At 70.5% G+C, this 21,516-nt stretch carries 15 protein-coding genes and 2 pseudogenes; 12 read left to right on the top strand and 5 right to left on the bottom strand.

The window, feature by feature from the left end; all coding sequences use genetic code 11:
• Positions 1–433: 433 nt before the first annotated feature.
• From J7E91_RS13305 to J7E91_RS13295, 3 genes and pseudogenes are all read left to right on the top strand, one after another.
• Complete coding sequence (locus J7E91_RS13305; protein WP_374224700.1) at positions 434–1,375, top strand: hypothetical protein; 942 nt, start codon at positions 434–436, stop codon at positions 1,373–1,375.
• A gap of 109 nt (positions 1,376–1,484) precedes the next feature.
• Positions 1,485–2,090 carry a flavodoxin family protein gene (locus tag J7E91_RS13300; protein WP_214902699.1) on the top strand — a complete coding sequence of 202 codons (606 nt, stop codon included), beginning with the start codon at positions 1,485–1,487 and terminating at the stop codon, positions 2,088–2,090.
• A 108-nt stretch (positions 2,091–2,198) separates the two neighbouring features.
• Positions 2,199–2,522: pseudogene (locus J7E91_RS13295) on the top strand (plasmid stabilization protein); the annotation flags it as partial.
• A gap of 589 nt (positions 2,523–3,111) precedes the next feature.
• On the opposite strand, the gene J7E91_RS13290 reads toward J7E91_RS13295, so the two are convergent.
• Positions 3,112–4,665, bottom strand: a complete 1,554-nt coding sequence (locus J7E91_RS13290) for an alpha/beta hydrolase (protein WP_214902696.1) — start codon at positions 4,663–4,665, stop codon at positions 3,112–3,114.
• 149 nt (positions 4,666–4,814) lie between these two features.
• Here J7E91_RS13290 and J7E91_RS13285 point away from each other — a divergent pair, with 149 nt between their 5' ends.
• The 3 genes from J7E91_RS13285 to J7E91_RS13275 all read left to right on the top strand — a co-directional run bounded on the left by J7E91_RS13285 (position 4,815) and on the right by J7E91_RS13275 (position 7,522).
• Positions 4,815–5,261: a hypothetical protein gene (locus tag J7E91_RS13285; protein WP_214902693.1), complete on the top strand. Its 447-nt coding sequence runs from the start codon at positions 4,815–4,817 to the stop codon at positions 5,259–5,261.
• Positions 5,262–5,619: 358 nt separating this feature from the next.
• Positions 5,620–7,236, top strand: a complete 1,617-nt coding sequence (locus tag J7E91_RS13280; RefSeq protein ID WP_214902690.1) for a phospholipase D family protein — start codon at positions 5,620–5,622, stop codon at positions 7,234–7,236.
• Positions 7,237–7,321: 85 nt separating this feature from the next.
• A complete protein-coding gene (locus J7E91_RS13275; protein ID WP_214903408.1) occupies positions 7,322–7,522 on the top strand; it encodes a helix-turn-helix transcriptional regulator in 201 nt (66 codons plus the stop codon).
• Here J7E91_RS13275 and J7E91_RS13270 read toward each other — a convergent pair.
• Together J7E91_RS13270 and J7E91_RS13265 are read right to left on the bottom strand one after the other, a co-directional pair.
• Positions 7,517–8,458, bottom strand: coding sequence for a GNAT family N-acetyltransferase (locus J7E91_RS13270; RefSeq protein ID WP_214902687.1), 942 nt, complete (start codon positions 8,456–8,458; stop codon positions 7,517–7,519). The genes J7E91_RS13275 and J7E91_RS13270 overlap by 6 nt on opposite strands.
• A 145-nt stretch (positions 8,459–8,603) precedes the next feature.
• Positions 8,604–9,563 carry an EamA family transporter gene (locus J7E91_RS13265; protein WP_214902684.1) on the bottom strand — a complete coding sequence of 320 codons (960 nt, stop codon included), beginning with the start codon at positions 9,561–9,563 and terminating at the stop codon, positions 8,604–8,606.
• Positions 9,564–9,883: 320 nt separating this feature from the next.
• Here J7E91_RS13265 and J7E91_RS13260 point away from each other — a divergent pair, with 320 nt between their 5' ends.
• Positions 9,884–12,637, top strand: coding sequence for a hypothetical protein (locus J7E91_RS13260; RefSeq protein ID WP_251015602.1), 2,754 nt, complete (start codon positions 9,884–9,886; stop codon positions 12,635–12,637).
• Positions 12,638–12,944: 307 nt separating this feature from the next.
• Positions 12,945–14,390 (top strand): FG-GAP-like repeat-containing protein, encoded by a 1,446-nt coding sequence (locus J7E91_RS13255; protein ID WP_214902678.1) that lies wholly within the window; start codon positions 12,945–12,947, stop codon positions 14,388–14,390.
• 71 nt (positions 14,391–14,461) lie between these two features.
• On the opposite strand, the gene J7E91_RS13250 is transcribed toward J7E91_RS13255, so the two are convergent.
• Positions 14,462–14,875: an ATP-binding protein gene (locus tag J7E91_RS13250; RefSeq protein WP_214903405.1), complete on the bottom strand. Its 414-nt coding sequence runs from the start codon at positions 14,873–14,875 to the stop codon at positions 14,462–14,464.
• A 270-nt stretch (positions 14,876–15,145) separates the two neighbouring features.
• Here J7E91_RS13250 and J7E91_RS13245 point away from each other — a divergent pair, with 270 nt between their 5' ends.
• A complete protein-coding gene (locus J7E91_RS13245) occupies positions 15,146–15,577 on the top strand; it encodes a VOC family protein (RefSeq protein ID WP_214902663.1) in 432 nt (143 codons plus the stop codon).
• Between the two features lie 38 nt (positions 15,578–15,615).
• Here J7E91_RS13245 and J7E91_RS13240 read toward each other — a convergent pair.
• Positions 15,616–16,684 (bottom strand): annotated as a pseudogene (locus J7E91_RS13240) (PP2C family protein-serine/threonine phosphatase).
• Positions 16,685–17,024: 340 nt separating this feature from the next.
• Between J7E91_RS13240 and J7E91_RS13235 the strand changes: the two are divergent.
• The 3 genes from J7E91_RS13235 (at position 17,025) to J7E91_RS13225 (ending at position 21,514) form a co-directional block, all read left to right on the top strand.
• Positions 17,025–18,131, top strand: a complete 1,107-nt coding sequence (locus tag J7E91_RS13235; protein ID WP_214902661.1) for a glycosyltransferase family 4 protein — start codon at positions 17,025–17,027, stop codon at positions 18,129–18,131.
• Between the two features lie 103 nt (positions 18,132–18,234).
• The gene (locus tag J7E91_RS13230; RefSeq protein ID WP_214902659.1) at positions 18,235–19,227 is read left to right on the top strand and encodes a Gfo/Idh/MocA family protein; all 993 of its coding nucleotides are present in this window, start codon (positions 18,235–18,237) and stop codon (positions 19,225–19,227) included.
• Between the two features lie 70 nt (positions 19,228–19,297).
• Positions 19,298–21,514 (top strand): aminotransferase class I/II-fold pyridoxal phosphate-dependent enzyme, encoded by a 2,217-nt coding sequence (locus tag J7E91_RS13225; protein ID WP_214902657.1) that lies wholly within the window; start codon positions 19,298–19,300, stop codon positions 21,512–21,514.
• The last annotated feature ends 2 nt before the right edge of the window (positions 21,515–21,516 follow it).

Here is a 21,516-nt window from a genome sequence, read left to right as displayed (position 1 = left end):
TGAACCGCCCCGCCGCCGGCATGAGCCGCAGGCGCGGAGGAAATAGCCATGACCGGAACTGCGGCCGCGCCCATACCGACGAGCACACTTCGACGACCGGGCCCAGAGGGGTGTGTCGCATTCTCATCGCTCACAGTCGAAGCTTCCTCGGATACGACGCTCCACCGTCGCAGGACTCCCACCCACCGGCGGTGTCTCACCCGGATGCGCCGTCCCAGGGCACGGTCACGCTCGCACTGTACGACTGGATTAAAGATGTTGGGCGGTGATCACCGAGCCGGGATAATCCGAGTGTTCCAGACACGGGGGAGGGTGCATGGCGGTGTTCGGGTGTGCGGGGTGCGGTGCTGTGCTGACTGGTCCGGTGTCGCAAGTAGCGCTTCCCGTCCATGCCCATCAAAAGTGGGGAAACGGGGTACTGCTCCCCGTGCTTATGGAACCGGGGACGTACGCCGTCGACCCGGAGCCTTCCGGGCCGCCATGGCGGCTGTGGAGCGAGGTCGGAGTGGACGAGGCGGAAGCCCGCGGCGTGTTCGCGCCGGTCTACGCCCTGTCCTTCGGGCGGCGAGCGATCGTCGTTGCGCCGGGCGAGATCCGCGGCACCGTCCTGATCCCGGAGCGATGTGGTGGCTACTGCTGTGGGCTGGACGGCAGCGACGGCCCGAACTTGGCATGCGAGCAATGCGGGCGGGCGCTGGCGACCCGCATCGACGACTGCTCCCTCTGGCAAGCGGTGTGGCTCGACCCGCACGCCGTGCGCCGCCTCCCCGCCGTCGGCCCCGCTCCCGAGACGGTCTCCTGGAAGGCGCTGGCGCGGGAGCTGCAGGGCACGCCGCCGGTCGAGGAGTCCGAGTACTGGAGCGCGCGGTGTGCGGCGGCGGCCGGGGCGGCGCTGGCCCACCTGCTGGCGGCCTCGGCGGGCACGCCCGTGGCCGTCCCCGACGGCCTCGTCGCAGACACGTTCGGCCGCGCGCTCGACGCGCTGCTCCCGTCCGGGCCGCTGCCGAAGACGGTGGCCTTGGCCGGACCGGTCCTGGCTGACCTCGACCCCGCCCCCGACATCAGCCTGGTTCCGCAGCATCCGCAGACAGGGAAGGCATGGCAGCCGTCCGGCACCGGCATGACCGTGCCGTTGGCCGCCGACATGTGGATGTATCTGGCCGGCTACCACGAACGGTTGCCGGTCCCCGTGACGGGCGGACTGCCCGACGGTGTCCTCCGTGACAATCCGCTGCCGCTGCATCCACGAGGGCCGTTCCGGCCCGACTGGAGAGTTTTCCTCCACACGCTGGCACGGCTGCCCGCCGTTCGACAGCCGTGGCTGCGCAGGATCTACGACGACGTGAAGGACCATCCGTATGCTCCCCCGTTCTAGAACCGTTCCTGGCGGCAACGGTGACCGTGCTGCGGAAGGCCTCGGCCGCTGGGTGGATTGTGTGTCGTCCGCCGGTGTATCAGCGGGGGCGCCGGGCAGTTGACCGTGCATGCGAGCTCTAGTCATCAACTGCACCCTCAAGCCCTCTCCGCAGCCGTCGAACACCGAGGCGCTGGCCGAGGTGGTCACCGCGGAACTGGTGTCCCGGGGGGTGAGCGTGGAGTCGGTGCGGGCCGTGGACCTCAATCTGCTGCCTGGTGTGAAGTCGGACATGGGCACTGGTGACGACTGGCCACAGGTACATGCGCAGCTGTTGAACTCCGAGATCCTCATCATCGCCTCCCCGACCTGGCTCGGCCGGCCCTCGTCGGTCGCGCAGCGGGTGCTGGAGCGAATGGACGCCATGCTCTCGGAGACGGACGACCAGGACCGGCCGGTGGCGTACAACCGGGTCGCCGGCGTCGTGGTGACCGGAAACGAGGACGGCGCCCACCACGTCATCAGTGAAATCGGCGGAGCGCTCGGTGACATCGGCTACACGATCCCGGGCCAGGCCTGGACGTACTGGCACCTGGGCCCAGGTGCCGGCCCGGACTACCTCGACGATGAGCGCGGCCACGACTGGGCCCACAAGACCGGCCGTGCCATGGCCGCCAACCTGCACACCACCGCCGAAGCCCTCGCTGCTCACCCCTTGCAGGCACCGCCGGCCTGAAGGCGACGGGCGGCCGGTGTGCGGGCCGCAGCCGCGGGCAGGCGACCAGTGACGACGAGAAAGCCTCGCCTGCCTGTAGAGGTCGCCCGACTTGAGAGGAGAGATGTCATGCCAGCAGGTTCCAGCCCCAAGCGGGAGCGTCAGTACGAGCACATCAAGGAAGGCGCTCAGAAGCGCGGCACCTCGGAAGGCCGCGCGAAGGAGATCGCCTCGCGCACGGTCAACAAGGAACGGGCACGGTCCGGGGAGGCGAAGACGTCCAGCAAGCCCAGCACTCAGGACATGAAGTCCGCGCCGCAGCGCGGCGGCGAGCGCTCCCACAGCGGGGCCCAAGGGCCGACGAGGGACCAGCTGTACGAGGAAGCGAAGAAGCGGAACATCGAGGGCCGCTCCTCGATGAACAAACAGGAGCTGCGCAAAGCCCTGGGCCGCTGCACCGGCCATTCCAAGAGCGGCAACGGGGGCGGTGTACCAGGGGCCGGTACGGAGCGGCGCAGCCGCTGGGGCCCCTGGTGCCGCCACGGGCGGGTGGCCGGGATCCCACACCTGGTCGGCGCCGAGCCCGCGCCGATCGGTATAGCGCCGTAGGGGCAGCATCTGGTGGACCGGCGTCACGTCGGCTGGTCCCTGATCATTCCCGCGTACCTTTTGGTCTAAATTGCCGGTTTCGTGCCGTGCTGTCGCCTGGGGCAGCGCCAGAAGCGGGGCCCGCGACGGAAATTCGAATGACTACTGGTGGACATGGTGGGTACTCAAAAGATTTTTCCCGCCGCGAATACTGGTGGCCGGACGGGGCAAGTGCCCAGATGTGAACGGCGACCAAGAGCTTGGCAACGAGAATCCGCAGGCTGAACAGCCTGTCGGTGACCAGACCGCGGAGGACGTGGCGGACGCCGTGTCCGCCACCGTCACTTCATTGCGCCGCCAGGCGGCCAGGGTGCATGCGGGCCTGCCCCCCGTTGAGGAAGACCCGGCCACGCCTCCCGCAGTGCCCTGACGGCCTGCGGGGGGCCGGTCGCGCTCATCGGGTGGCTTCGGAAGGAGGGCAGGTGAGGTCGGTGGCGGGGAGGATTCCGTCGCGCAGGTAGGTGTTGACGGCCCGGTCGGCGCAGGGCACGGGCCGGAGGCCGTCGTTGCCCCGCCCGTACACGCCGTGCGAGCGGATGTCCGCCGTCACCAGGCGTGAGGCGGTGAGGCGGGCGTGCAGGGCGAGGGCTCCGTCGTAGGGGACGTTGTTGTCACGGCGGGCCTGCAGCATCAGGACGGGTACGTCGTTGCTGATGGCGGTGCCCGGCTCGCGGGGCCGGCTGTTCCAGAAGGCGCACGGGGCGATCATGCCGTTGACGTAGGGGCCGAAGACGGGCTGGGTGGGACGGCTGAGCCGGCTGTTGTTCCAGTACGTTTCCGGGTTCTTCGGCCAGCCGCCTGCGGGCCGGCCGCCGTCACCGCACATGAAGATCGCGCCGCCCACCATGCTGTCCGCCAGGTCGGGCGAGGCCAGTAGCTGAAGCATGGAGGCGAGTTCGGGGCCGGGCTCGCCCGGCTTGTCGGCAGCGGCGTCGGCCAGGTCCCGGACGATGGCGGCCAGCGCGGGGTTTTTCTCCTCGTGCTGGATGGGCTGCTTCAGCAGCATCCGCAGGACAGGGGCGCCCAGCCGGTGTCCGGCGACGTTGACCGGCCGCCGCTCGGCCTGGTCGAGCAGCCGCTGCACACTGGCCCGTACCCCGGTGGCGGTACGGCCGAGCCGGTACTCGCCGTGGTGCCGGGCGGCCCACCGGGCCCACTCGTCCAGTGCCTCCTCGGCGGGCTTGCCCGAGCGCTGGAACAGTTCGTACTGCGTGGCCGCCGGATCCGTGGAGGAGTCGATGACCATGCGGGCGGTGCGGCGCGGGAACATCTGGGTGTAGACGGCGCCCAGGTCCGCGCCGTAGGAGACGCCGTAGTAGGACAGCTTGCGTTCGCCGAGCGCTGCCCGGATCACGTCCATGTCCCGGGCGACGTTGCGGGTGGAGGCATGCGGGAGCAACTTGGCGTTGTCGCCGGGCTCCTGGCAGCGTCGTGCTGTGTCGCGCGCGGACCGTACCGAGGCCTCGAAGTCCTCACGGGCGGACGTCGACGGCCCGGACGGGGCGGGAGGCCGGGCTGGGGCACAGGTGAGGGGAGTGCTCTCGCCGAGGAACCGCGGGTCGAAGCCGATCAGGTCGTAGCGGTCCGCGACGTCCTTCAACGCCGGGCGCAGGGCGAGGGTGTTGGCGAGGCCGGCCCCGCCGGGGCCGCCGGGGTTGGACAGCAGTATGCCGAGCCGGTGGTTCTTGGATTTCGCCTTGATACGGGAGACCGCGATCTGGACCGTACGGCCCTGGGGGCGGGAATAGTCGAGGGGTACGGTCACCTTCGCGCACTGCGCGCCCGCCTCGTTCAGCTCCTTCTGAGCCGCCGAGCAAGGCCCCCACGCAAGGCGTTGGTGCGGGTGGAAGGGAGAGCGGGAGGGGGAGGGGGCAGCCGCCGCGGGCACGGTCCCGGCGAGTAAGCCGGCCAGACCCAGACTGATCGTGACGGCGGATACGACGCGCATGTTGCTCCTTTGGATCAGGCGGACGTTCGAAGACGACGCTAGGAGGCCGAGCGGCGCCACAACATCAGGCCACCTGGCGGATCCGTCCTGCGGCCAGCCCCCCGGAACGTCCGGGCAACGTGTGGCCGTCGCGCCGCGTCCTTGGGGAAGTGAACGAACTTCTCGACTCCTCCAGCCCTGACGAATCCCAAGAGACGGTGCGGCCCGGTCCGCTGTGGCGCCACGCAGCGTGGGTGGCGGGCATCACCGCCTGCGCGGTGGGCGTGGGCTGGGCCAGTGCCCTGTTCCGTATCGGCCCGGCGGAGTACGGGCTGCCGTCCGCCGCGCCGGGTGCGGCCTGGCCGTATCTCGTCGCCTGGACCGCGACCGGCCTGGCGGTGGCGGCCACACTGCGGGCCGTGGCCGCAAGGGTGCCGGTCTACGCACCGGGGCGGACCGCGGCCCTGGTGACCGCCCTGGGGACGCGGCTCTCGCTGGGCTGGCGGCCGGAGGCGCCGGTGCTCGGTGCGATGGCCGCGGCCGCACTGACAGTGGCGGCCATATGGTGCGCCCTCGCGCTGCGCTCCGGGCCCTCGGCAACCGCGGCGGGGGAGTGATGTCCGGCGGGTGACCGGGAGGCGGAGGCGACGTCGTCAGGCGGATATCCACCTCGTCGCAGCTCCGCGCCTCCCTCACCCGCACCGAAGAGACGCTCATCCGGAATCAGGGCAGGTGGGGCCGCCGCGGCCGGGCCTGCCAGGTCAAGGCCCGCCCTCCCGTTCGGGGGGCGGGCCGCTACACAGTGTGTTCGCCCCCACGCGATTCACGCCTCACCGGGGCGTGACACACGCCTGCCTTCACCGCAGGTACGGCGCCCGGGAGCGGCCGACACCCGCCCGGCGCGGGCCGCTCCGGATGAGCGGGCGCGAACCGGGTAGCCGTAGGGACGGGATCAAACGGGCGGAGGGCCATGCCGTGGGACTCACCGACTGGCTGCTGACATCCGGCGAACGCGGTAACCCCGCCACCCGCCTGGACAGGCGCCGCCCGGACCGAGCGGCCTGGTCGGACGGCAACCACGTGCGGCCCCTGGTCCACGGTGCGACGTACTTCGGCGAACTCCTCGCCGCGATCCGCTCGCAGCGCGCCGGTGACCTGCTTCTGTTCACCGACTGGCGCGGTGATCCCGACGAGCGGCTCGCGGGTCACGGCACCGAAATCGGCACCGTCCTGTCCGACGCCGCGCAGCGCGGTGTGATCGTCAAAGGACTGGTCTGGCGCTCCCACCTGGACCGCTTCCAGTTCAGCGAGACCGAGAACCGCCACCTCGGCGAGGAGATCGAAGCGGCGGGCGGCGAGTGCCTGCTCGACATGCGGGTGCGCCCAGGAGGTTCGCACCACCAGAAGCTGGTGGTGCTCCGGCATCCAGGCCGCCCCGAGCTCGACGTCGCGTACGTCGGCGGCACCGACCTGTGCCGCAACCGGAACGATGACGCCGCCCACCGCGGCGACCCCCAGGCACAGCCCATCTCCGCCGCGTACGGACCGCACCCACCGTGGCACGACATCCAGCTCGCCCTGCGCGGGCCCGCCGTCGGCGACATCGAAGCCTGTTTCCGCGAACGCTGGGACGACCCGGCCCCTCTCAGCCGCAGCCCCATCACCCGACTGCGAGAGCGCGCACACCGGGAGGACACCCACGCGGACCCCCTGCCGCCCCAACTGCCCGACCCCCGGCCCTGCGGCACGCACACCGTCCAAGTCCTGCGCACCTACCCGAACCGTCTGCTGCGTGGTTACGACTTCGCGCCCGACGGGGAGCGCAGCATCGCGCGCGGCTACCTCAAGGCGCTGCGGCGGGCCCGTGCGCTCATCTACCTGGAGGACCAGTACCTGTGGTCTCCGCACGTGGTGAAGTTCTTCGCCGAGGCGCTGGCCACCAACCCGGGCCTGCGCCTTGTCGCGGTCATCCCCTCCTTTCCCGAACAGGACGGCCGGATCACGCTGCCGATGAACCTGGTCGGCCGGATCACGGCCCTGGAGAAACTGCGACGCGCGGGTGAGGGGCGCGTGGCGGTGTACGGGCTGGAGAACCATGCCGGGACACCGGTCTACGTGCACGCCAAGGTGTGCGTGATCGACGACGTATGGGCGTCGGTGGGGTCCGACAACATCAACCTCCGCTCCTGGACCCACGACTCGGAACTCGACTGCGCCGTACTGGACGCGAGCACCGACCCCCGTCAGCCGCGTGACCCCGGAGGGCTCGGGGACGGTGCGCGCAGTTGCGCCAGGAACCTGAGACTGGAGCTTTCGCGCGAGCACCTGGACAGGGAGGAACCCGAAGCTTCTGACGCGCCGGACGTCCTCTGCGATCCGGTGAGCGCCTTCGACACCTTCGCGGCGAGCGCCGCCGCGCTGGACTCCTGGCACGACAGCGGCCGGGTCGGGCCCCGGCCTCCCGGCCGCCTCCGCACCTACCGCCCACCGGACCTCTCGCAACCGGCGAAGGCGCTCTCGATGCCTCTGTACCGCCTTTTCGTCGACCCCGACGGCCGGCCCTTCCGGCTGCGCCGCCACAACTCGTACTGAAACAGCGACGACGGGACGCGTTCGCACAGCGCGGTCGTGCGGACGCCGTGCTGCTCCTGCCAGTGATAATGGGCGACTTGGGCGAATCCCCGCGGACGGACGGCTCAGCCGGCTGAGCGCGCAGGAGCGCGAGGTCGTACGGCTGGCCGCCACCGGGGCGACCAACCGCGAGATCGCCACGCAGCTCTTTCTGAGCCCCCGCACGGTCGGGCACCACCTTTACCGTGCCTTCCCCAAACTCGGCGTCAGTTCCCGCACCGAACTCGCCACCCTCCCGGTCTCATGACTCCGGCGCCGAGTAGATCATCCGGATCTGAGCGGTCCGGTAGCCGGCTCGGGCGAAGGCCGCGGCCATCGGCGCGTTGCCCGTGTCCGTGGTGGCGGTGATCAGCTCGGCGCCCGCCTCCGCATGCACACGGGTGATCTCGGCGAGCAGGTCGTCGACGTAACCCCGCCCGCGCAGTTCGGGAACGACGCCGAGGTAGCCGACGTTGGGGTTGTACGGTGTCGCCGACGGGATCGCGAGGCCCACGGCCTCCCCTTCGGGCGTACGGGCCAGGCGCCACCACTCGCGCTTGCCCGGGCAGCCCAGGTAGAAGTCCATCTCGTCCCGGGCGGTCGCCTCGGCCCCCTTGGCGGCCAGGGTCCTGCGGGTCTCGCCGTCCAGGCTGCCTACTGCGATGCGCTGGAACACGTGCAGGAACTCCTCGTCCGAGGCTTCGGCGAAGGTGAGCCGGCCGCGGGAGGCCGGGACGCCGACGTCGGGTGTCCACTCCAGGCGCAGCCGTTCCACCTCGTCGGTGAGCCCGGCTGCCAGCGCGGCATTACGCCGCCAGGCCAGGGCGGCCGCGACGGCCGGGTCCTCGCGCCAGCCGTACGGCAGGGTCAGGTTGTACAGCGGCAGTTTGCGCGCGCCCTGACCGGCGAAGGCGTTCAGACCCGCGGTGAGCAACTCGGCCGCGACCGCCGCACGATCGGCGACCGAGGCGTCGACGTGCAGGCAGTCCAGGGCGATCGGGTGCTCACTGCCCGACTGTCCCCACCACAGGGCACGGGCCACGACCCGGTCGCCGTCCTCGGCGATCCAGGTCCATTCCGGCCGGTACATCCCCTGGCCGAGTTCGACGAGATAGCGGTCGGCTGGAATCCAGCTGATGGGTTCGTCGGTCTTCACGGACACGACGCGGTCGAGGTCGGACTCGGTCGTGGAACGAAACAGCATGTGCTCTCCCTGGTTCTCGAACGTCATCGACGGTAGGCGACCGCACGAGACCGGCATCGGTCGACCCGACTTAACATGACCGGCCGGGCCGTACCGGGCACGGGCAGGGCACCTCGCTCTCACGGCTCGTGCTGCGCGCGCCGGTTCAGTCCCTGCGTTCCGTGCTGACGATGACACAGACCCCGGCCACCACGATCGCGCCTCCCAAGGTGATCGGCCAGGTCAGGCGCTCGTTGAGAATCAGGGCGCCGAGCACCACCGCCACCACCGGGTTCACGTACGCGTAGGTCGACACCAGCGACAGCGGGGCCGTGTGCAGCAGCCAGGCGTACGCGGTGAAGGCGACCAGAGAGCCGAAGACGATGAGGTAGGCAAGGGCAATCCATGACCGGGTGGAGATCTCGGCCATGTCGAAGCCGTGGTGCTCGCCGCGGACCAGAGCCGGCACGAGGCAGCCCAGGCCGCCCGCGAGCATTTCGTACGCGCTGGTGGCGAACGGGTTGGCCGGCATCGGGATCTTCGAGGAGGCGAACGAGCCGAGTGACCACAGCACGGTCCCGGCAATGACCGTCAGAACACCGGCGAGCTTCACCTCGCCGCTCAGTCCGGGCACCGTCAGCACGACCAGGCCGGCCAGGCCCAGCAGTACGCCCGCGAACGTCCACAGCGGCGGCCGGTCGCCCGAACCCGCGCGGAGCAGGACCACCCACATGGGCACCGCCGCCACCAGGAGTGCGGCGAGGCCGGACGGCACCGAGGTCTCCGCGAGGACGACCAGACCGTTGCCCCCGACGAGCAGGAGGAGACCGACCGTCGCTGCGGAAGCCAGTTGCCGGCGGGTGACACGCAGGGCCACCAGGCCCTGGCGCCAGGCCACCAGCGCGGTCAGAAGCAGACCGGCCACGATGAACCTGGCGCCCGCCGAAAGGAACGGAGGCATCGACTCCACGACGATCCGGATGCCCAGGTACGTGGAACCCCAGAGCACGTAGACGATGGCTAGGGCCACCCACACCGCGCCGGAGACACGGGGGGCCGTGCGCGCTTGCGGCGGTATGCCGACAACGGGGGCTGTGGTATCCGTGGGTGCTTTTCGCGGGGACATGAGGCGTGATCTTAAGGAGCCCGTACGGCAAAGCCAACAATCCTGCCCGAAGTCGGGCAGAGATTGCCGTACTAGGTACGTGTGTTGAGGCGCAGGCCGACCACACCTCCACACCGAGTCGACGATCACGGTCGCCATCGCGCAACTCGCAGCCCTGACCGCACGCTTGCCACGCAGTGCACACCATGAGGCAACCCAGCGCCCTCAGTTGCCGTCCTCCGGAGGCGAGGGAGGCACCAGGGACCCACGAGGTGCTCCGACGAGACTGATGGCTCAGGAGGATCACTTTGCTACGTGTTACACGTGTGGTGACCGCTGCGATGGCGTTACTCGTGCTGGCAGCGGCGTCACCGGGGTCGGCGCACGCGCAGCCGTCCGCCGCTTCCCTGTCGGACGCGCCACCGGGAAGGGCAGGCGAGCGCCTCCCACCGGGCTGGGAGTTCACCGGGACGGGCGCGGGGAAGAAGCTGGTCTGGACATCGCCCGACCGCGTGCCCATGGGCGACGCACGGGTCGAGTTCTACGCGGGGAACCGGCTGCTCGGCCGGCCGCCGGCCGCGCGGGACGGGCGTTCGTTCCGGCTGGACGCCGACGGCGCCCGGATCGGGCCGGTGGACGAGCTGCGGGTGATGGCCGGCGGCCGCCGGCTGGACACAGCCGGGTCCGCCCCGGCCCGCGGGACAGGTTCCGCCCCGCCGTCGGCGCGGCAGGAGGCCCGCCTCCCCGCGAACCCGGTCGATCCAGGAGTGCCCGGCCGTTACCGCACCGTCAGCGGCGAATACGCCCTGAGGGCGGTGCGGTTGCCCGGCTTCCCCGCCCCGGTGGAGATGCGCGCCACGGTGGTCGGACCGGCCGACGCGCCCGGGAGACGGCCGCTGGCGCTGTTCCTGCACGGCCGTCACTACACGTGCTTCAAAGCGGGGAGCGACGAACAGGGCGGCGACTGGCCCTGCAAAGCGGGCACGCGACCGGTGCCGAGCCACCGGGGCTACTTGAAGGCCCAAAAGCTCCTGGCCTCGCAGGGTTACGTAACGCTGTCCGTCTCGGCCAACGGCATCAACGGGCAGGACCACCTCGCGGAAGACGGCGGCGCGCAGGCCCGTTCGTCCCTCGTACGGCTGCACCTGGCCCGCTGGGCGGACTGGGCCGCGAACCGGGCCGGCGCACCGGCCGCCGTGCGCGCGGCCTCGTCGGCGGACCTGTCCCGCGTGCTGCTGGTCGGCCACTCCCGGGGCGGAGAGGGCGTCAACCGGGCCGCGCTCGACAGCCTCCACCGGCCGCCCGCCGATCAGGACGGACACCGGGGCACCGTGCGGTGGAACATCCGCGGCACCGTCCTGATAGGCCCCACCATTTTCGGGCAGAACCCCGCCCCGGACGTGCCCTCCACGACGATCCTGCCGGGCTGTGACGGCGACGTGTCCGACCTGCAGGGCGAGATCTACGTCGACGGCACGCGCGGCGTCAGCCGCGGCGCCGCACTGCACAGCGCTGTGTACATGGTCGGTGCCAACCACAACTTCTTCAACAGCGAGTGGACTCCGGGGCAGGCACAGGCACCGGCCGACGACGACTTCTGGTCCGACGAAACGCCCGACCCGGTGTGCACGCCCGGCACGAAGACCCGCCTGACGGCCACTCAGCAGCAGGCTGCGGGCGCGACGTACATCGCAGCGGCGGCCCGGCTGTTCGTCGCGGGTGACGACAGAGTGCGCCCCCTGCTGGACGGCACTGGCCGGCGTGCGCCCTCGGCCGACCCCGCGCGGGTCCTCACGCACGCCGTCGGCGCGAACCGTAAGCCGGCCTTCCTGCCGGGGCCCTCGGTGACCGTGTCCGGCGGCCGGCTGTGCGCCCAGGTCGATCCGGAACCGGCCCGCGCCTGCCTGCCGGCCGACGCGCGCGGGCAGTCACCGCACTTCGCCTCCTGGGAGACGTCACCGGAACCCGGCCGGGACGCCGTCGCGATGCGGTGGTCCAGCCCGGGTTCCACGGTCGCCGTGCGCCCCGCGGATCCGGTCTCCCTGGCGGGCGCGGGCGCACTGGCCCTGCGACTGATCGTCCCGCCCAACACCACCGGAACCCAGCTCGACGTCGCCCTCGTCGACACCTCCGGCCGCCGCGCGACCCTTGGCCGGGCACGCGTCGAAGGGCTGCCGGGAAGCGAGCGGACCGCCTCCTACTGGGGGCGCGAGATACGCGTACCACTGTCCGCCGCCGTCCGGGCCGGACTCGACCTGAAGCACGTGAAGGCACTGGAACTGACCCCGCGCAACCGGTCCGGCCGGGCGTGGCTGATGGACGCGTGGGGCTGGAGCCCCGGCACACCGGCGGTGCGCCCGGCCGCGCTGCCGCGCGTCGACATAGGCCGGTTGACGGTCAAGGAAGGCAATTCCGGCGTACGGACCTACCGTGTCCCCGTGCGAGTCTCCGGGCACGGCAGCGGCCGGGTCAGGGTGTTCGTGGCCAAGCCGGGCACGGACGAGGTCACGCACCGGACGGTGACGGTACGGCCGGGAAGCCGTGATATCGACGTGCCGGTCGTGGTGCACGGCAACACCCGCTACGGCTACGACGTCGCACACGACGTATTCGTCAAGGCGGTCCGCGGCGCGGCCGTCGGCTCCCACCACGGCGGGGTGACCACACAGAACGACGACGCGGTGCCGACGGTCCGCGTCACGCCCGTCGCGGACGATGTCACCGAGGGCCGGAGGCTGACCTGGCGGGTTTCGCTCTCCGAGGTCGCCGACGCGGAAGTCATGGGCGAGTTCACCTTCCTGCCGGTCGGCGACGGCGCGGAGCTGTCCACCATGGACGTCGGCCGGCGCTGGCTGGAGGACAGCCTCGGGGCGTCGCAGGCTCCGGCCCGGCCACTGTCCGAAGCCGTGGAGGGCCCGTACCTGCCGGTCACCGTCCCCGCCGGCAAGCTGAGTACCGAAGTGAGCGTGCCCACCGTCACAGACCGCCTGAGCGAGCCGAAGGAACTGTTGAGGGCGCGACTGATCACCTACGACCAGGCCTGGGAACCGCAGCCGGGCCCGGTGTTCACCGGCACGGTACGCAACGCGCCGTAACGCGGACGCCCCACACCGACCGAACACGCGACACCGGTCTCCGACAGGGGACCGGTGTCCGGGACCGCCGCATCCGGCAGGAACCGTGCCCCAGGACCCAGCGTGACGTCGCATCCCGGCACGGGGGGGGCGGAATCCAGGAACCGACCCCCGGGCCCGTACAACCTTCGCGCCCCTCCAGCGGTCGTCTCTGCACCGGCCGACACGTTTCCTCAGGGCCCACGCCCGCCTCCGGACACGGTCGGTCCGATCCGTCAACCTCGGATGCCGCCCGGCATCCGGCATGCCGCAGGAGAAGAAGACCCGCATGCGCAAGCACCTCCGCACCACCCTCGTCACCGCCGCCGCGGCCGCCCTCACCGGCAGCCTGATCGTCGCCGGAGCCGGCAGCGCCGCAGCCGCACCCTCCGGACTGCGGGGCGACTTCAACGGCGACGGCTACCGCGACCTCGCGATAGCCGCGCCCCTCGCCAAGGTCGACGGCAAGACCAATGCCGGGTACGTCGCGGTTGTCTACGGCACCAGCAGTGGCCTCGACAAGTCGAAGCGAACCCTGATCAGCCAGGCCACCCCCGGGATCCCCGGCGTCCCCGAGACGGGCGACACCTTCGGCGACCGCATCACCGCGGGTGACCTCGACGGCGACGGCTACACCGACCTCGTGGTCGGCGTGCACGCCGAGCAGATCGGCAGCACCGGCGACTCCGGTGCCCTCACCGTCATCTGGGGTAGCGCGACCGGTCTCACCTCCGGCACCGACATCGCGTCGCCGCTGCCCGAGAACCGTCACGAGTTCGGCTGGGACGTGGCCGCCGGTGACTTCGACGGCGACGGCATGACCGACCTCGCCGCCGCCAACATGGCCGGGCCAGGGCTGAACGTATTCAAGGGACCCATCTCCCGCACCGGCAAGGCGGCGGCCCTGACCGGCATCGACACGCAGGATCAGACCGGCATCAACGCGGACCGACTCGTCGCGGGGAACGTCACCGGTGATGGCGCCACCGACCTCGTGGTGATGGGCCAGCAGGCGAGCGGCGACGGATACATCACCCGCAGCGTCCTCTACAAGGGCGGGGCCACCGGCCTCAAGGCATCCGGCAAGCTCGCCGGCGGCTACGCGGCGGCCATCGGCGACGTCAACAAGGACGGTTTCGGCGACATCGTCACCGGTAACTTCATGGAGAAGGCCACCGACGAGCCGAACGGCGGCCTCGGCGGCGCGATCACCGTGACGTACGGCAGCGCCACCGGCCTGTCCACCCGCACTCCGGTCCGTATCACCCAGGACACGTCCGGCGTCCCCGGTGCGGCCGAGAAGGGCGACCGTTTCGGCTGGAGCCTGTCCGCCGGTGACACCAATGGCGACGGATACGCCGATGTCGCCGTCGGCGCTTCGTCGGAGGCGCTCGGCAGCAAGACGGCGGCCGGCACGGTCACCGTCCTGCGGGGTTCCGCCACGGGCCTGACCGGCACCGGCTCCAAGAGCTTCTCCCAGGACACGGACGGCGTTCCCGGGACCGCCGAATCGCACGACCAGTTCGGCGGCTCCGTACACCTCACGGACAGCAACGCCGACGGCCGCGCCGAACTGATCGCCGGCGCCTTCGCCGAGAACGACGGCGCGGGTTCGGTCTGGCTCTTCAAGGCCGGTACGAGCGGAATCACTGCCACCGGCTCGACGACCTTCGGCTCGACGTCCCTGGGCGGACCCTCCGGCCTGACGTACTTCGCAGACCGCTTCGCCAACTGAACCGCCACGCCGCCCCGACGAACAGCGCGCTTCCCCCCACGAGGGACGGGCTGTTCGTCGGGGCGGCGGGCTCATTGCCCCGGTTGTGGCTGGAAGTGGGGCTTGAAGCAGGCGGTGACGGTTTTCCCGTGCTGCTGCGCATGGGTGTGCCAACTGTCGGCGAGAGACCGCACGATGCTGACACCTCGCCCCGAAACGGCGCCCGCGTCCGCCTCCCTGGGCGCGGGCATGGCGGCGGCCTCGTCGTGGACGCTCACGTGAAGGCAGTTGTTGTCCCAGGTCAGCACGAGCTGGGCGTCGCTGTGCGCGTGCAAGTGCGCGTTGGTGAGGAGCTCGGAGACCGCCAGGACGATCTCGTCCACGGTCTCGGGCGCCTCAGCGGCCCAGGGGAGGGAACTGAGCTGACGACGCGTCCACTCCCGGCCCGTGCGCACGCCCTGCCCCGCCGGAAAGGTGCGGGCCCAGCCGGTCGCCTTGACATTCATGGCACGCTCCCTGAAGTTCTCGTCCACCAGTGGCTCCAGAGCGTCTACCCTCCTCGGCCAAGGCCACTACAGCTCCGTGCACCTGACGGCACGGTCGTACCGCTCCCGGAGAGCTCCGCGGCAACCGTGCCGTCCTCCTCCTGTTCCCGGGGCCCGGCAAATACGGTGGACCCGCCCTGGTGTGCGCGATCGGACCCGTACGGTCGGTGGCGGCTTCACCCAAGGCGATCGGTTCGGCCAGAACCGCTGATGTTTCTGAGGAGACTCTCCATGAACTGGACACTCGAAGTCGTCCCGGTCCCGGTCACCGACCTGGACCGGGCCAAGGAGTTCTACGCCGACAAGGTCGGCTTCAAGGTCGATCTCGACGACGAGGTCGCTCCCGGAATGCGCATCATCCAGATGACCCCGCCCGGCTCGCGGTGTTCGATCGCGATGCTGCAAGGGATGCCCGAGGCTCCCGGTATGAAGACGATGGCGCCGGGCACTCTGCAGGGCCTTCAGATCTGTGTCACGGACATCGGGGCGGCCCGCCGGGAGCTGCTGGACCGAGGCGTGGACGTGTCCCCGGTCCGCCATGTCGGCGCGACGGGCTGGGAGGACGGCAAGGGTGACACCTGGAACTCGTTCATGTCCTTCGAAGACCCGGACGGCAACGGCTGGGTTGTCCAGGAGGCCCCGTCGGAGCTGTCGGAACGCTGATCGGTAACGGGCACGGGCGCACCCCCTGCTGCTTCCGGTCATTCCAGGACGGCGAGGTGGTCGGCGGTGTTCCCGTGCCGCTCGATGAGGAAGAGGGTCGCGTCGTCGCTGGTGTGGCCGCCGCGTTCCTGCTTCAGCGCGCGGGACAGCCACAGCGACCTGGACCGTACTCCGTGGTTCGTGTGCTCGACCCTGTTGACGCAACGGATGAGCCGTTCCTCGCCGAACGGTTCTCCGTCGGCGTCGCGCTCCTCGATGACGCCGTCGGTGCAGCACAGCACCCGGTCACCGCGCTGGAGCTGGTACGCGCTGATCGGAGGGCGTTGCCCGCCGAAGCCGACGGGCAGGGTGGTCGGGCTTTCCAGCATCCCGGTCGACCCGCCGGTTGCGGATCAGCAGCGGTGGCGGATGGCCGGCGTTGACCCACTGCAGAACGCCGGTCGTGATGTCCAGGTCCATCATCTGCGCGGTGACGAAGTGGTCGAGCCCGAACTGCTCGGCGATGGCCCGGTCCATGAACGTATAAATGTCGGACAGGTCGAGGTCCGAGCGTCTGGCATGCCGGTACGCGCCCACCGCCACGGTCGCCATGGTGGCCGCGTCCAGGCCGTGGCCCATCGCGTCGATGACGGCCGCGTGGAGGATGTTGTCGTTGAGGGCGTAGTCGAAGCTGTCGCCGGCGATGCTGTGGGCGGGCTCGACGGCTCCCGACACGGCGAGCTGCGGTACGGACATCGTCAGCGGGGGCAGCAGGGACCACTGCCTCTCCGCGGCGACGCTCATCGGTTCGCGGCGCCGGGCCTGGAAGAACCGGTCGGTGTAGGCGTGCAGAAAGGCCGCGCCGGCCGGAGAATCACCGATCACCTCGGGTTCGCCCACCAGGAGCCTCCTGCCCGGCAGCGGCACCAGAAGCTCCTGCGCGTAGTCCTGCAGAAGGATCGAAACGTCGCGGCCGCCGATCCCGGCCACCTCTTCCGCGATCAGCGGAGCGATCAACTGCGGCGGCATCTCGTGCGCCCGGTCCAGCAGCACACCCAGCAGCCGCTCACCGAACCCCTCGGACCGGTCCACCATGCCCCGGCCCGCCCGCCGCTCACCGTCCGCCATGGCCGCCCCCCAGGGGCAGGACGGCCGCGCGGCCTTCGCCTTCAGCAAGCAGCACGCGCATGATGCAATGCCGCCCGTGTTCCCTTCCGCCGACAGTTGATCCTGGCGGTGGAATCTCGCCAGTCGGACCGGACCCTGTACGAGCATCCCGCACCGCGCGGTCCCTCCTCGCCGAAGCAGTCCGCCCCGTTCGCTCGTACGCCGACCCGTTGCGTTCCGGCCATCTCCCACCGGGGAGGCGTTGACGGTGAGGCGAACAAGCGTTTGCCTGGTGCGGCGGCCCGCCTCCGGGAGGCTGCTGTACGCACCGGACACCGTGACCACCGCGGGGTAGGTACACATGCTCGTCGCGCACTTCTCCAACGAATACCCGCCCGAGACCACAGGTGGTCTCGGGACGTATATGGAGGCCCTGATCACCCATCAGCGGGACCAGGGGGACGATGTCGACCTCTTCTACCTCGGCCCGTCACCGCTGAGGACGAGATCCGTGCACCTGCCTGCCTTCGACGGGGACCAACTGCGGACCTATGCCTCCGGGGAACTGGCGCGCCGGTCGGGTGGGCGTCGCTACGACGTCGTCGTGTGCCATGACTGGCCCGGGATCGTCGTCTCGCAGGAGCTGTGGAAGAAGGGGGTGCCGTTGGTTTATACCTGCCACCTGCCCCTGACGTGGGACATCGGCGAATTCGACGATGTCTCGTGCGCGTTCTCGCGGGAGATGGAGTTCTCCGCCCTGGCGCACGCCGACGCGGTGGTCGCGGTGAGCGCCTCAGTGGCCGGGGACCTCACCACGCGTTTTCCCTTCACCGCCGGGAAAACGCACGTGATTCACCACGGTACGGATGCCGACTTCTTCCGCCCGCCGGCCGACCCCTCGGTGCGCGAGCCCGAGACCGTCGCGTACATCGGCCGCTTCTACGAGCAGAAGGGTTTCGACCTGCTGCCCGAGATCTTCGCCGCCGTACGGGCGGTCCGGCCCGGGGTCCGTTTCGAAATCATGGGCGTGGGCGAGCTGGAGGCCCCCGTTCGCCGGCGGCTGCGGGAGCTGGACCTCCATGACCGTGTCACCTGGCACCCGTTCTCGGCCTTGGACACGGTACGCGCCCTGTACCGGAGAGCCTCGGTGGTCCTCATGCCCTCGCGCCTCGAACCCTTCGGGCTGGTCGCCATCGAGGCGATGGCGTGCGGAGCGCCCCTCGTCGCGGCGGACACCGGGGGGCTGGGCGAGATCGTCCGGGATGGGGAGACGGGGCTGCTGGCCACCCCTGGAGACGCCGCCGCGGCGGCGGAGTGTGTCCTCAGGCTCCTCGCGGAGCCGAGGCTGGCTGCTCGAATCTCCGCAGCCGCGCGCGCCGCGGTCGTGCGGGACTTCGACCAGAGCCTCAACTACGACAGATCCCGTGATCTCTACAAACGACTGGCCGGTGACGGGCCGTCGACGTGACGGCCCGGCGGACCCACGCCCGGGCGACCGCCTCGGCGGCTGCGAGCCGATGCGGCCGGCCAGAGGCACGGTGGCCGGCTTCGCCCGTGGCGGGAGGGTGAGTATGCGGGTGGCTGTCGTGGGCGCCGGACGGATGGCCGCCGTCCGTACGCAGGCCCTCGCCGACGTCGAGGGGGTCGAGATCTGCGGCGTCGCCTCGCGCCGCCCGGAGCGCGCGAGGAGGTTCGCCGCGCGATTCGACGTCGGGTTCAGTTCCGGCCGTTACCAGGAGCTGATGGCGACCGCTCCTGACGCCGTACTCGTAGAGGCACCCCACCGGGTCCAGGACGACGTGGTGCGGTGGGCCCTGGAGAACGGGCTGCACGTACTGGTGGGCGGTTGCCTCGCCGCTGACCTCCCCGCCGCCCGGGAGGTACGACGCCTTGCCGCCGAGCGCCGACTGGTCGTGGAGGCCGGGTACGAGGCACGGTACAAGGAGGTGTGGCGCAGGGCCGCCGCGCTGGTGGGGGAGGGCGCCGTCGGCGAGGTGCTCTGCATCCAGAGCACCGCTCTGGTCGATCAGGATCCGGCTTCCTGGTACTACGACCAGGCCGGCAGCGGAGGAATGTTCGTCACCCACCTGAGCTATGCCTTCCTCAACCCTCTGCGCTGGCTGTTCGGCATGCCGTTGACGGTGGCCGCCGTGAGCAACCGCAAGGTGCACACCCACCCCGGCGCCGTGGAGCACGAGACCTGCGTCGCCACCCTCACCTTCGCCGGTGACGTGCTCTGCACCGCGACGGCCGGCTACGTCAAACCCGCCGCCCTTTCGGCCTGGAGTGTACGCATCCTCGGCTCGGCGGGGAGCCTCGACATGATGCCGGGCGATGACGACCCGGGGCATCTGCTGCACTTTCCCCGGCAGGGCGCCCCGCGACCCCACACCTTCGAGAACAACACCGCGTTCCACGAGCAGGCCCGAGCCTTCGTGGGCGCCGTCAGGGGGCAGGAAACCGTATCGAACCCTCCCGAGGACGCGATTCTCGACCTGCACCTGTGCGAACTCATCGCCGACTCGGCCGCCCGCGGGGGCACTCCCCTCAGGGCCCGTCCGTAGTGCCCCGCGAGAGCGGACCGTCCAGGCCCCGCGCGTCCGGCACCGGCAACCCAACCGTCAGGAGCACTCCATGGCCGCATCGTGGGGCTCGGCCCCAGACATGACCACAGCACACGCGCACAGCCTTCACCGGCGTGTGGTGGTGACCGGAGCCGGCGGCTACCTCGGCTCCGTACTCGTACCGAAACTGCTCGCGGCAGGGCACTACGTCACCGCCGTGGACACCTTCTACTTCGGCAGGCAGACCCTGAAGGAGAGTGAAGACCATCCCCGTCTGCGGGTGGTGGTGCAGGACGTACGGGGCTTGTCGCCCGACGTGGCGCGGGGAATCGACACGGCGATCTGCCTCGCGGCGCTGAGCAACGACCCGGCGGGGGACATCGACGAGTCGTGGACCGAGTCCATCAACGTGGACGCCACGGTCCACTTCGCCCGGATCGCGAAGGAGGCCGGAGCCAGGACATTCCTCTTCGCCTCGTCCTGCAGCGTCTACGGCACCAGCGACGAACAGTCACTGCGGGAGGACGCCGAGGTCCGCCCCCTCACCGCCTACGCACGCTCGAAGGTCGCCGCCGAACGGGCCGTGGCCGCCGAGTCCGGTCCCGGCTTCACTACGGTGTCGTTACGCATGGGCACACTCTTCGGCATCTCGCCTCGCATGCGGTACGACCTGATGGTCAATGCCATGACCGCCTCCGCCGTGCTGCACAAGAAGGTCGGCGTCGACGGCGACGGACAACAGCGCCGGCCGCTCCTGCACGTCGCGGACGCGGCGGACGCGTACGTCCGCCTGGTGACGGACGCGGAGCGATTGCCGAAGACGTCGGCCGTCTACAACCTCGTCAGCATCAACGCGTCGGTCCGCGACGTCGCCGAGGAGGTCGTGGCCGCTGTACCCGAAGCGGACCTGGCCACGACCGCGAAAGGCCTCGACGCGCGCGACTACGCGGCCGACCCCTCGGCGCTCGGCCGCGACACCGGGATCACCCCGCACCGCAAACCGGCGGACGGCATACGCGAGGTCCGGGACTCGGCTGTCGCCGGCCGGCTCACCCCCGACGAAGTCGAAAGCGCCAGCACCGTGCGGACACTGCTGGAACAGGCCAAGAGGCCGGCCGCGCACGGGGGCGAACCGGTCCGTCGCGACTTCCTGCCTCTGGCGAAGGCCGACATCGGCCCCGCGGAGGAAGCGGAGGTGCTCGACACCCTGCGGTCGGGCTGGCTCACCACCGGCCCGAAAACAGCCAGGTTCGAGTCGATGGTGGCCGAGTACGTCGGAAGCCGGCACGCCATCGCCACCAACAGCTGCACCGGCGCCCTTCACGTCGCACTCGCCGCGATCGGCGTCACCACGGGAGACGAGGTCATCACCACCCCGATCTCCTGGCCCTCCACAGCCAACGTGATCTGGCACCTGGGCGCACGCCCGGTGTTCGTCGACGTCGAACCCGGAACCCTGAACATCGACGCGGCACTGATCGAGGGGGCCATCACGCCACGTACCAAGGCGATCATGCCGGTGCACATGGCGGGGCAGGCCTGCGACATGGAGGCCATCGAGAGCATCGCGGCCCGGCACGGCCTGGCCGTCGTCGAGGACGCCGCCCATGCGATCGGCGCCACCCACCGGGGCACCCGCATCGGCTCGCGCGGCAACCCGACGGCGTTCAGCTTCTACCCGACGAAGAACATGACGACCGCCGAGGGAGGCATGCTCGTACTGGACGACGACGAACTCGCCCGCACCGCACGGATGCTGACCCTCCACGGCATCTCCAGCGACGCGTGGAAGAGGAACAGCGCAACGGGCTCACCGCACTGGCAGTTACACATGCCGGGCTTCAAATACAACATGACGGACGTCCAAGCAGCCCTCGGACTGCACCAACTGCCCAAACTCGACGGCTACATCGACCGTCGCCAACACCTCTCCGCGCTCTACTCCGCGGGTCTGTCCGGCCTTGACCGTCTCACGCCACTGGAGACGATACGGCCGGACGACCGGCACGCACGGCACCTGTTCATCGTCGCCCTGGCGGAAGGCACCCCCGAGACCGAACGGGACCGGCTACTGGCCCATCTTCGCTCCGAAGGCATCGGCACCGGCGTCCACTTCCGCGGCATGCACCTCCAGCCGTTCTACCGGGACACCCTCCCGCACGTGTACCGAGACCTCCCCGTGGCCACCTCCCTCTCCCAGCGGATCCTCTCGCTCCCGCTCTTCCCCACCATGAACGACCGCGATGTCGAGGACGTCCTCGACGCCCTGCGGAAGACGGAGGCCTGATC

Source organism: Streptomyces sp. ISL-99, from assembly GCF_018614005.1.
Lineage (GTDB): Bacteria > Actinomycetota > Actinomycetes > Streptomycetales > Streptomycetaceae > Streptomyces > Streptomyces flavidovirens.
This window is presented reverse-complemented; position numbering and strand designations above follow the sequence as displayed.